Source organism: Nocardioides sp. (assembly GCF_047606145.1).
Classification (GTDB): Bacteria; Actinomycetota; Actinomycetes; order Propionibacteriales; family Nocardioidaceae; genus Nocardioides.
The window spans coordinates 19,282-29,965 of record NZ_JASGET010000041.1 but is presented as its reverse complement, the minus strand read 5'-3'; the positions used below and the strand labels follow the sequence as shown (position 1 = coordinate 29,965).

General features: G+C 72.1%; 10 protein-coding genes. 3 read left to right on the top strand and 7 right to left on the bottom strand.

What is annotated here, in order from left to right; all coding sequences use genetic code 11:
* Positions 1–121: 121 nt before the first annotated feature.
* The 7 genes from QM638_RS06145 to QM638_RS06115 all read right to left on the bottom strand — a co-directional run bounded on the left by QM638_RS06145 (position 122) and on the right by QM638_RS06115 (position 8,142).
* Positions 122–1,315: a CaiB/BaiF CoA transferase family protein gene (locus QM638_RS06145; RefSeq protein ID WP_415141071.1), complete on the bottom strand. Its 1,194-nt coding sequence runs from the start codon at positions 1,313–1,315 to the stop codon at positions 122–124.
* Positions 1,308–2,363 carry an acyl-CoA dehydrogenase family protein gene (locus QM638_RS06140; protein ID WP_415141070.1) on the bottom strand — a complete coding sequence of 352 codons (1,056 nt, stop codon included), beginning with the start codon at positions 2,361–2,363 and terminating at the stop codon, positions 1,308–1,310. Before QM638_RS06140 ends, QM638_RS06145 begins: the two co-directional genes overlap by 8 nt.
* 11 nt (positions 2,364–2,374) lie before the next feature.
* On the bottom strand, positions 2,375–3,565 hold the full coding sequence (locus tag QM638_RS06135) for an acyl-CoA dehydrogenase family protein (protein ID WP_415141069.1): 1,191 nt from the start codon (positions 3,563–3,565) through the stop codon (positions 2,375–2,377).
* Between the two features lie 210 nt (positions 3,566–3,775).
* Positions 3,776–5,257: an acyl-CoA carboxylase subunit beta gene (locus tag QM638_RS06130; protein WP_415141068.1), complete on the bottom strand. Its 1,482-nt coding sequence runs from the start codon at positions 5,255–5,257 to the stop codon at positions 3,776–3,778.
* Positions 5,254–5,859, bottom strand: a complete 606-nt coding sequence (locus QM638_RS06125; RefSeq protein ID WP_415141067.1) for a PaaI family thioesterase — start codon at positions 5,857–5,859, stop codon at positions 5,254–5,256. Before QM638_RS06125 ends, QM638_RS06130 begins: the two co-directional genes overlap by 4 nt.
* The gene (locus QM638_RS06120; RefSeq protein ID WP_415141066.1) at positions 5,856–6,995 is read right to left on the bottom strand and encodes a steroid 3-ketoacyl-CoA thiolase; all 1,140 of its coding nucleotides are present in this window, start codon (positions 6,993–6,995) and stop codon (positions 5,856–5,858) included. Before QM638_RS06120 ends, QM638_RS06125 begins: the two co-directional genes overlap by 4 nt.
* A gap of 235 nt (positions 6,996–7,230) precedes the next feature.
* Positions 7,231–8,142 carry a MaoC/PaaZ C-terminal domain-containing protein gene (locus tag QM638_RS06115; protein WP_415141065.1) on the bottom strand — a complete coding sequence of 304 codons (912 nt, stop codon included), beginning with the start codon at positions 8,140–8,142 and terminating at the stop codon, positions 7,231–7,233.
* A 216-nt stretch (positions 8,143–8,358) separates the two neighbouring features.
* Between QM638_RS06115 and QM638_RS06110 the strand changes: the two genes are divergently transcribed.
* Genes QM638_RS06110 through QM638_RS06100 form a run of 3 tightly spaced genes read left to right on the top strand, consistent with a single transcriptional unit; the run spans position 8,359 to position 10,684 of the window.
* Entirely contained in the window at positions 8,359–9,336 is a 978-nt protein-coding gene (locus QM638_RS06110) for a 3-oxoacyl-ACP reductase (RefSeq protein ID WP_415141064.1), read from the top strand.
* A gap of 4 nt (positions 9,337–9,340) precedes the next feature.
* The gene (locus QM638_RS06105) at positions 9,341–9,829 is read left to right on the top strand and encodes a nuclear transport factor 2 family protein (protein ID WP_415141063.1); all 489 of its coding nucleotides are present in this window, start codon (positions 9,341–9,343) and stop codon (positions 9,827–9,829) included.
* Positions 9,830–9,859: 30 nt separating this feature from the next.
* Positions 9,860–10,684 (top strand): IclR family transcriptional regulator, encoded by an 825-nt coding sequence (locus tag QM638_RS06100; protein ID WP_415141062.1) that lies wholly within the window; start codon positions 9,860–9,862, stop codon positions 10,682–10,684.

Below are 10,684 nucleotides of genomic sequence, written 5' to 3'. Positions count from 1 at the left end.
TCCTGGCCCGAGCATGGGTCCGCGTGATCTGGCGCTGCTGGCAAACCAACACCGCCTACAACCCCCAACCCCACGGAGGCGCCATGCAACTTCTTGCCGCCTGAGGTTGACCTAGGGAATCTCATGCGCGGGCCTCCTCGTGCGCAGCCAGCTCGGCGCGGATCTCGGCGCCGTGCTGGTCGAGCAGCGGCGCCGGCGTCCGCAGGGCGTAGCCGTTCGCCATCCGCCAGGGCGCGCCGACGTACTCCAGCCGTCCGGCAGCGGGGTGGTCGGCCGTGACGAAGACTCCGCGTTCGCGGAAGTGCGGATGAGCGACGACCTCGGAGACGCTGAGATAGGCGGTGATCGGGATCCGGGCGGCCTCGGCCTGCTCCATGATCTCGACCTTGGGCCGGGCCGCGAACCAGTCGGCGACGTAGGCCATGAACCGGTCGCGGTCCTCTCCACGCACGGTCTGGCGATCGAGGTAGGCCTCCTGGAACTCCGGGTCGTCAGCGGCGATCAGCCGCACCAGCCGGTTCCAGAAGGCGACGTTGGTGACGTACACCATGACGAACCCGTCCTTGGCCCGGAAGGGCCCGGTGAAAGTGGCGCCGTGGCGGTGTGGGCTGCGGGCGCCGCGGGGCGCCCTCATCCCGGAGTACGCCGCGGCGAGGAGGTAGGACGCCCGCCGGTCGGCACCGGCCAGCAGCACCTCCTGCCCGGAGATGTCGAGGGTGGCGCCACGCCCGGTGCGCCGAACGCGCAGCAGGGCGGCGGCGGTCGCCTCCCCGGCCGTACGCCCCACGGTGTAGTGCTCCAGCAGTCCCGGCTTGCGCAGCGGCGCACAGTCGGCCTGGCCGGTCGAGCTCATCGGGCCGCCCATCGCCTGCAGCACCAGGCCGGTCGCCTCGCGGTCGTGGTAGGGGCCGCTCTGGCCGAAGGCGCTGATCCGGGTCAGCACGAGCCGCGGGTTGAGCTCGCTCATCGCCTCCGGGCCGATGCCGAGCCGCTCCAGGTGGCCCGGGCGGAACGACTCCACCACCGCGTCGGCGCCGGCGATCAGCGCGCGCAGCGTGGCGAGGTCGCTCGCGTCCCGCAGGTCGAGCGCGAGGGAGCGCTTGTTGGTATTGAGGTGCAGGAAGAGCGCGCTGCGCTCGGGGTCGGGGACGTCGCCGGGGAAGGGGCCCCAGGCGCGGGTGAGGCTGCCCTCGCCCGGCCGCTCCACCTTCACCACGTCGGCGCCGAAGTCGGCGAACAGCTTCGTGGCGAACTCCCCCGCGACCCAGCGGGACAGGTCGAGCACCCGCAGTCCGGTGTAGACCTGATCAGGCACGACACACCTCTTCTTCCAGCCAGCGGCTCGCCACGTCGGGACCACCACCGAGGACGCCGAGCTCGCGGGCGTGCTCGGACCACCGGTGCAGGTCGGTCTCGACGACGTAGCCCATCCCGCCATGGAGCTGGTGGGCCTGCAACGTCGCCTGGCGGTAGGCACGGGCCGCGTGCATCACCGCGATCGCCGTCTCGCGGGTGGCGGGCCTGCCGGCCAGGTGCACGGCGATGGCGCTGCGGGTGCACAGTCGGGCCGCGGCCAGGGCGATGTGGACGTCGGCGACGATGTGCTGCGCGGCCTGGAAGCCCGCGATGGGGCGGCCGAACTGCTCCCGCCCGCAGGTGTAGGCGACCGTCCTCTCCAGCACCGCCTGTGCGCCGCCCACCATCTGCGCGCACTGCAGGGCGCGGACGGTCAGGGCCACCACGCGTACGTCGGCGGCGTCCACTCCGGTGACGAGATCGGCGGCGTCGACCGATGCGCCCACGTGCAGCCGGGCGAACCGGTCACCCGCGTTGGTCGGCATCGGCTCGACGCGGACGCCGTCGCCGGGGCGGAGCAGCACGGCGGCCGGCGTGCCGTCGGGTGCCGCGGCGGTGGCGAGCACGAGGTCGGCCAGATCGGCGTCGAGGACGTACGCGCACGTGCCGGTGACCCGGCTCTCCCCGGTCCGGCCGGTCAGTTGCAGCGACGGCGTCACCTCTCGGGCGTCCCACGGGCTGGCGATCGCCACGGTGCCGCGCAGCGTGCCGTCAGCGATCCGCGGGATCAGCCGGGAGCGCCATGCGCCACCCAGCCGGTCCACCGCGATCCCGAACGCCCAGGTGCTGAAGACGACCGAGGGGCACAGCGCCGCGCCGGCCTCCTCGGCGAAGATGCCGGCCTCGGCGAGGGTGGCGCCCGCGCCGCCCAGCTCCTCGGCGAACGGCAGACCCAGCACCCCGGCCTCGACCAGCGCCGGCCACAGGCCGGGTCCGGCACGCTCGGTCAGCAGCTCCCGCCAGACCGCCCGCAGGTCACGGTCGGATTCGGTGGCCACAAGTCTCACGGCGTCTCTCCTCAGCGTCCGTACGACGGCATCCGATGGCCGCGCTGCGCGATGACGTCGCGCAGCACCTCGTTGGTCCCCGCCCCGAAGCGCAGCAACGGCGCGGAGCGGTAGAGCCGCTCGAAGCGGCCCTCGCCGGGCGCACCCGGGCTGCGGTGGGCCAGCAGGCCGGCCGGCCCGAGCAGGTCGAGCGCGACCGTGGCGATCCGCTGGCGCAGCTCGCTGGTGAAGATCTTCTCCACGCTCACCTCGATGCTGGGGATGACGCCCTCCTCCAGCAGCGAGGCCGCCTCGTAGCCCATCAGCCGGGCCGCCTCCACGTCGGCGTCGAGCCCGGCCAGCCGGTGGCGTACCTCCGGGTCCTCGGCGGGGACCCGACCGTCCTCCCGGGGCTCGCGCACCAGGGTGAGCAGATCGTCGACGGCGCGGCGCAGGTCGCCGGAGTTGGTCAGTGCGCCGCGCTCGAGGTCGAGGGCGCCGGTGATGTAGCGCCAGCCCTGGTTCACCTCGCCGATGAGATTGCCGGCCGGCACCCGGACGTCGTCGAAGAAGACCTCGTTGGTGCGGTAGCCCGACCACGCGATCAGTGGACGGACCGTGACACCCGGGGCGTCGATCGGCACGATGATGACCGAGATGCCACGGTGGCGCGGCGCGTCCGGATCGGTGCGCACGCAGAGCCACTCGTGGGTGCTGCGCTGGGCGCCGCTGTTCCAGATCTTCGCGCCGTTGATCACCCACTCGCCGGTCTCGGCGTCGCCCTCCAGCACCGCTCGGGTGCGCAGCGCGGCGAGGTCGGTCCCGGCGCCGGGCTCGGAGTAGCCGACGGCGCAGACCATCTCGCCGCGCGCGATCGGCGGCAGGAACTCGGCCTTGTTGCGCTCCGTGCCGTGCCGCATGATCATCGGCGCCACCGAGGTCACGGTGAGATCGGGTGCCGGGACCCCCCAGTACTCGAACTCGCTCACCAGCAGGTGCTGGTGGATCGGCCCGAGGCCGAGCCCGCCGTACTCGGTCGGCCAGTTGAGGCCGAACCAGCCGCGCTCGCCGAGCTTGCGGCGGAACGCCGCCACCTCGCCGTCGGGGAACTCCAGATCATGCTCGGCCAGCTCCCGCCGCAGCTCCGGCGTGACGTGCTCGCGCAGGAAGGCACGGACCTCCTCAAGCCAGGCCTCCTGCTCGACGTCCAGTTCGAACTCCATCTTCCTACTTCCGGTCGAGAATATCTCTATTCGAAATAGTGGCAGGTGTTGCGAACTGTATCAAGCAAGCGCTCGGCCGATCTCTCCGTGACGTCCGCCGCGACCTTGCGCGCCACCACCGACCAACACCGCTCGCGGATGTCGGTGGTGATGGAGGCAGCGTGCGGAGCGAGGGCCAGTCCGCGGTGATGGTGAGCTCGACGCCGGTACTCACGACGGACCGTCCCGCGCCCCGCGCAGCCCACCCAGCAGCGCGTTGCGCAGCTCGCGCGGATCGATCACGTCGTCGTAGGACACCGTCCCAGCCAATCGCCACGGCCCACCGGCCTCGTTGGCGACCAGTGCATCTCGGGTCTCCTCGTCCGCCTTCGAGGTCGCCGCACCGACCCCGGCCGGGATACCACCGAGCGTCGCGGTGGGGAACGCCAACGAGAGGCTCTGACGGTCGAACGCGTTCTGGCCCATCACCGAGCTGCCGAAACCGAACGCCTTGCGGATCGTGACGTGGATCTTGGGCACATCGGCGCGGTGCTGGGCAAGGAACATCCGAGCGCCGGACCGCAGGATCCCCGCACGCTCGGCGGCGCTGCCGGCGAGCATGCCGGGGTTGTCGGCAAGCAGGATCAGCGGCAGCCCGAAGGCCGTCATCCGCTCGATGAAGCGCGCCCCCTTCTCGGCCGCCGGGACGTCCAGCGCGCCGGCAAGGACCAGCGGTTGGTTCGCGACCACCACCACCGGCCGCCCACCGAGTCGGGCCAGTGTGGTGATCAGCGAGCCACCGTGGTCGGGTCCCGACTCGAGCAGGCTGCCGCGGTCGAAGGTCGCCTCCAGCACCGCCCGCATGTCGTATGGCGCCCGCGGGTTGGGCGGAATCAGGTCGAGCAATGCATCCGTGGGTCGCTCGTCGACGTCACCGGAGGCCGCCGGTGTCGACACCGCGGCACCGTCGCCAGCGGCCAGATAGGAGAGGAACCGGCGTACCCCGTCGAGCGCGGCTCGGTCATCGGCGGCCACCTCGTGCACCAGCCCGCTAGCGATCGCGTGCGCCTCGACCCCGCCGAGAGTGAGCTTGTCGATCTCCTCCCCGGTCGCGACGGCGACCAGCGGTGGGCCGGCGCTAAACAGGCAACCGGTCCCGACCACCATGATCACGTGGTCGGCCATCGGTGCGGCCAGCGCGCTGTGCCCGGCGGCCGGGCCGGCGACGACGACGACCAGCGGTACCCGGCCGATCAGGTCGGCCATCAACTGCAGATCGTTGGGCGCCGGCCGGTGCGGGTGCAATGCGTTGGTGGCCCGGTGGCCCGCGCCCTCCAGGATGAGTACCAGCGGCGCGCGCTCACGCCGCGCGAGCTCGCATAGCCGCGCCCGCTTGGTGGCGCCGGCGGTGCCGATCGACCCACCGGCGACGGTGACGTCCTCGGCGCCGACGAAGACGGTACGGCCCGCGATCATGCCGCGGCCGGCGATGAAGGCGTCGGCAGGAGTCGCACCGTCGCCTGCCAGTAGGCCGAGCTCAGCGAACGAGCCGACATCGCAGACCTCCTCCACCCGGGCGCGCGCATCCAGCCGGCCGGGCCTACGACGGGCGGTCAGCTTGTCCACCCCTCCCATCGCGCGCGCCGCCCGACGGCGCCGCTCGAGGTCCTCCAGCAACGGCTGCCAGGCCGGCCGGTTGGCGTCGTCGGTCATGGCTTGAGCCGGCCGTCGGGGAGCTCGACGAACAGTCCCTCGGCGGTGACGGTCTTGACATCATCGACCTCGATCCAGCCCTCGATCCAGACCTTGCGACCCTGGGCACCGCTGACCCGAGACTCGAGCTTCAGCAGTGCCCCGAGCGGGGTGGGCCGCTGGTAGCGGATGTCCAGCGTCGCGGTCACCGCCCGCCGGCCGCGGGCCTGCATCACCAGTCCGAGCATGGTGTCCATCAGCCAAGCGGCGATGCCTCCGTGCACGCAGTCCGGCGGCCCCTCGTGCCGGGCGTCGGCGACCAGTTCGGCGTGCGCGGTCTCGCCGGCGATGACGATCGCGATTGGGATCCCGAAAGCGTTGTACTGCGAGACCCGGAACGGCTCTCCGGCCGCAGCGGCGTCCAGCGCCGACTCGAAGGCCTGCCGGACGGATCGCTCCGCGACGGCAGCCTCCAGCCGGGCTCGCAGCCGAGTCACCTCGTCCCGAACCGCGGCCAGCTCGTCGGCCTCGACCCGTGTCACGGCGGCGGCCAGTACCAGGTCGCGTACCTCGTCGGTGAGCGCGGCACGCACCTCCAATGGGTTCGCGCCGAGGGTCGTCACAGGCGCTCCACCAGGGTGCCGGCCGCCATCGCGCCGCCGGCGCAGGTGGCGATCAGACCGATGTGACCGTCCGTACGCTCGAGCTCGTCGATGATGGTGGCGAGCAGTCGTATGCCGGTGGAGCCGACCGGATGGCCGAGCGCGATCGCACCACCGTTGACGTTGAACCTTTCATCCGGCACCTTGAGCATCTTCTGGAAAGACATCGCCACCGCGGCGAACGCCTCGTTGGCCTCGAAGAGATCGACGTCGGCAACACTCATCCCGGCACGCTTCAGTAGTGTCTCTCCGGCCGTGATCGGCCCATCGAGAAGGTACTTGGTCTCGGCGCCGACCAGGCACTGATGCAGTATCCGGGCGCGCGGGCGTAGGCCGAGCTCGGCAGCCCGCCGCTCGGACATGATCACAGCGGCAGTCGCGCCGTCGGAGATCTGCGAGGCCGTGCCCGCCGTGTGCCGTCCGGCGGGAATGACTGGGTCGAGTCCGGCCAGCGCCTCTAGGCTGGTCGCGCGCAGCCCCTCGTCGCGAGTGGCGGTGGCGCCGTTGGGCAGTAGGACCGGGATGATCTGCCGGTCCAGCCGGCCCTCGTCCCAGGCCCGCCGGGCCCGCTGCTGGGAGCGCAGCCCGAAGGCGTCCACGTCGGCGCGGTCGAAGCAGCGGCGGTCCGCGATCCGCTCGGCAGCGACGTACTGGGTGGGCATGTCGAGGTTCCAGTCGTCCGGGCGGGGCCGCCCGTACGGCGCCCCCTCGCCGATGTTGGCGAGCAGTGGCACCCGCGACATCACCTCGACACCGCAAGCCATCCCGGCGTCGATCAGCCCGGCGCTGACCTGTGCGCCGATCAGGTGCACCGCCTGCTGGCCCGAGCCGCACTGCGCGTCGATCGTGGTTGCGCCCGCCCGCTCGGGTAGACCCGCGTACAGCCAGGCGGTCCGCACCAGGTGACCGGATTGGGCACCGGCCTGCGTGACGCAGCCGCCGATGACCTCTTCGATCGCCTCGGCGGGTACGCCGATCCGATCGATCAGACCGCGTTGCACGTTGCCGAGCAATTGGGCGGGGTGCAACGAGGCGAGCATGCCGCCTCGCCGACCGAACAGGCTCCGGGCTGCATCGACAACAACGGCGCTGGACATCTGGACCTCCACGGAAGTGGCGCTGGGGCCTGTGCACGGTAGGCCGGGTGGCGGATCGCGTGCCGGCGGGCTCCCGCTGTGCGAAACCTGCCTGCGGAACCGTTGATCCGTTGGTTGAGCTGGGTCCGTCGGCGGTTCCTCGTCGAGGCGCTGCACCGACAGTCCTGACCCCCGCCCCGGGATGCGGTGATGGTCGAGCCTGTCGAGACCCTTGCTGACTGCGGTTTCGACGAACTCAGCCGACAGGGAAGCCGGCGGTCCGTGGCACCAAGCGGACGTGGCCGTGACTGAGCACCGGGGTCCCGCGGTCGACGCAGGTCGCCTCGACCGTCCACGTCTCCTCCGCCATACCCTCTTCGCGACCCTCTTCGTGCCAGACCGCTATGCTGAGCCGCTCGCCGGGGAGGAGAGTGCCGGCGAAGCGAGCGTCGTAGGAGGCCAGCCGCTCCGGCGCGCCCGCACCGAGCGCGTCGATGACGGCGCGCGCCACGATCCCGTACGTCGCGAGACCGTGCAGGATCGGGGCGCCGAAGCCGGCGTGGGCAGCGGACTCAGGGTCGATGTGCAGCGGGTTGAGGTCACCGTTGAGCCGGTAGAGCCTCGCCTGGTCGGGCGTGGTGGCGACCTCGATCACGCGATCGGGTCTGCGATCCGGTGGCGCGCCCTCCTCGGCCGGCCCGGACCCCCCGCCGAACCCGCCCTCACCGCGGGCCCAGATCCTCATGGTCGAGGTCCACAGCGGGGCTCCGTCCGTGGTGGTGACCCGCGACTCCCGGACGACGACCGCAGCCTTGCCCTTGTCCCAGACGTCGATGACCCGGGTCGTGCGTACCGCCGTCGCGGAGGTCGGCAGCGGCGTGTGCAGGACCAGTCCCTGACCGCCGTGCAACAACCGGCGCAGGTCGACGTCGAGGCCGGGAAGGCGCAGGCCGGTGGTGAGCCTGGGGCCGGCGGAGATGCCCTGCCCGGCGACCAATGCGAAGGTCGGCAGCACCCGCAGGCCCGGCTCATAGGTGTAGACCAGTTCCGGGTCGGTGCCGCGACCGGCGCCGAGGGATAGGTGGTAGAGGAGCACGTCCCGCTCGGTCCAGGCGAGCTCCTCCACCTGCGCCGGCGCGGCGAGGGCCGCGTGAAGGTCGATGGGCATGGAGCTCCTCCGGCTGTCGGGACGGCGACTCACCCGAGCCTGCCGCACCCGACCCGGCACGCGCCCCGCGGCTCCCGGCCAGCGAGAGTGGGTGCCGAGGTCACGGGGCCGGCCCGGCGCACCTCCGGCCCCACTGAGTGGGATCACGGCCTTCCGGGGCCGAAGGCGCGTCCTACCGTCGCTGCGTTCGTCCCACCCCGTCCCCGGAGGACCGCCATGACGCAGACCAGTCTCACCAGTCTCACCGGCCGCACCGCCGTCGTCACCGGAGCAGGCACCGGTCTCGGCCGCGCGGAGGCGCTCGCCCTTGCCGCGGCGGGAGCGCGGGTCGTCGTCAACGATCTCGGCTCCGGCGCCGAGCAGGTCGCGGCCGAGATCCGCGCTGCCGGAGGCGAGGCCTTCGGGCTGTCGGGCGACGTCGGCGAGTGGGAACGCGGCCAGGCGCTGGTCAGTGCCGCGATCGACACGTTCGGCGGTCTCGACATCGTCGTCAACAACGCCGGAATCCTGCGCGACACAATGGTCTTCAACCTCACCGAGTCCGACTGGGACGACGTCATCCGGGTCCACCTCAAGGGGCACGCCGCGCTCACTCAGGCGGCGACGGCGCACTGGCGCGAGCAGGGCAAGGCGACCGGCGGCCCGATCTACGGCCGCATCGTCAACACCTCCTCCGAGGCGTTCCTCTTCGGCCCGGCCGGCCAGCCAAATTATGCCGCCGCCAAGGCCGGCATCACCGCGCTCACGCTGGCGACCTCGCAGGCGATGGGGCGGTACGGCGTGACCGCCAACGCGATCTGTCCCCGCGCACGTACCGGCATGACCGCCAACGTCTTCTCCGACCCTGAGTCCGCTGGGTCCACCGAGCCGGCCGCGAGCGCGGCCCTCGACCCACTGGCCCCCGAACGCGTGGCGACCTTCGTCAGCTACCTCGCCTCGCCAGCCGCGGCGGAGATCAGCGGGCAGGTCTTCGTGGTCTACAGCGACTTCGTCGCATTAATGGCCGCACCGGCGGTGGAGCACACGTTCATCGCCGCCGACGGGGCCTTCACCACCGAGGAGCTGGCCCGTGACCTGTCCGGCTACTTCGCCGGGCGCCCGGCCGAGCGGACCTTCGCCGCTCGTTCGGTGGCCAAGCTCGACAACACCGGCGCCCAGAACCTCGCCAGGCCGACCGCCGTCCGGGCCGGCTGACGCGATGACTGCGCCTGTCGCCCAGGAGGCTGGCGAGCTCGCCCAGCGGTATGCCGCGGCGATCGACGAAGGCGATCTGGACGCCGCGGCCGGGCTCTTTGCCGAGGACGCGGTCCTGCTCCTCCCGGAGCCACCGCGCGAACTCGAACCGATCCACCGGCACGAGGGTCGCCAGGCGATCCGGCAGGCGCTCTCCTCGGTGTTCGACGTGCGGGCGACGATCCATGAGCTCACCGGCCAGGTCGTCGACACCGACGCAGCCCGTGCCAGCGGTCGGGTCAGCTGCGTCGCCCACCACTATCTCGACGACCACGACCGGCCCGACCGCTCGGAGACGGCGATCGACCTGGTGTGGCGGGTGCGCTATGACGACGAGTACATCCACCGCGGGGGCCGCTGGCTGATCGCGGCCCGAGCCCTCACGGTGCTGGCGGTCGAGCTCCATCCGGTCCGCGCCGTCCTTCCCCGCGGTGGCATCCGCCTGCTACCGTGAAAGAAACGAGCAAGCGCTTGGGAGGCTACAGTGACGATCGACGCGATCAAGGAGAACGAGGCCAACCCGACACCCCGGCGAGGCGTCGCCGACCGGATGACACAGATCCTGGACGTCTTCCTTCTCGGCGACGAGCGGCTGCTGCTCGATGATGTCAGCCGGGCCACCGGCCTGCCGCGCTCGACCACCTTCCGCATGCTGACCCAGCTGGTCGAGCTGCGCTGGCTCGAGCACACCGGGCACGGTTACCGCCTGGGTGTACGCGCCCGCGGGCTGAGCGGCAACGACCCGGGGGAGCTGCGCTATGCCGCCGCTCCCCTCCTCAACGAGCTTCACCTGCGCACCGGCGGCGTCGCCCACCTCTCCGTCCTCGAAGGCCGGGCGATGCGCTACCTCGACAAGATCGGCGGCACCGCCGCTGCGAGCGTGCCTAGCCGGGTCGGCGCTCGGATCGTCCCCGACCGCACGGTCAGCGGCCGCTGCCTGCTCTCCCTGATGTCACCCGAGGAGGTCGACGACCTGCTCGCGGTCGCCGACCACCAGCCGCGCACGTCCGGACAGTTGGCCCAACTGCACGCCGAACTCGACCGCATCCGCACGCGACACGGGCTCGCGATCGACAGCGCCGAGCAGTGCGTCCTGGGCATCACGGCCATCGCCGCGCCCGTCCACGGCCCCGACGGCGTCCTCGGCGCCATCTCGCTGGCGGTCCGCGACGGCGCAACCGATCAGCTGGCGCCGCTGGTGGCGCTCGCCGCCCGTCGCGCCTCGCAGGCGTTGGGCGCCCCCGTGCCCCGCCCTCCGCGCTACGACCGGCGCCGGTGCCCCCGACGCGATCCGGGCCGCCCGGGCTGA

What these genes read in the sequence shown, in the direction of transcription:
- QM638_RS06135 (WP_415141069.1), bottom strand. Translation starts at nt 3,565, where the DNA reads ATGGAGTTCGAACTGGACGTCGAGCAGGAGGCCTGGCTTGAGGAGGTC.
- QM638_RS06130 (WP_415141068.1), bottom strand. Translation starts at nt 5,257, where the DNA reads ATGACCGACGACGCCAACCGGCCGGCCTGGCAGCCGTTGCTGGAGGAC.
- QM638_RS06120 (WP_415141066.1), bottom strand. Translation starts at nt 6,995, where the DNA reads ATGTCCAGCGCCGTTGTTGTCGATGCAGCCCGGAGCCTGTTCGGTCGG.
- QM638_RS06115 (WP_415141065.1), bottom strand. Translation starts at nt 8,142, where the DNA reads ATGCCCATCGACCTTCACGCGGCCCTCGCCGCGCCGGCGCAGGTGGAG.
- QM638_RS06110 (WP_415141064.1), top strand. Translation starts at nt 8,359, where the DNA reads ATGACGCAGACCAGTCTCACCAGTCTCACCGGCCGCACCGCCGTCGTC.
- QM638_RS06105 (WP_415141063.1), top strand. Translation starts at nt 9,341, where the DNA reads ATGACTGCGCCTGTCGCCCAGGAGGCTGGCGAGCTCGCCCAGCGGTAT.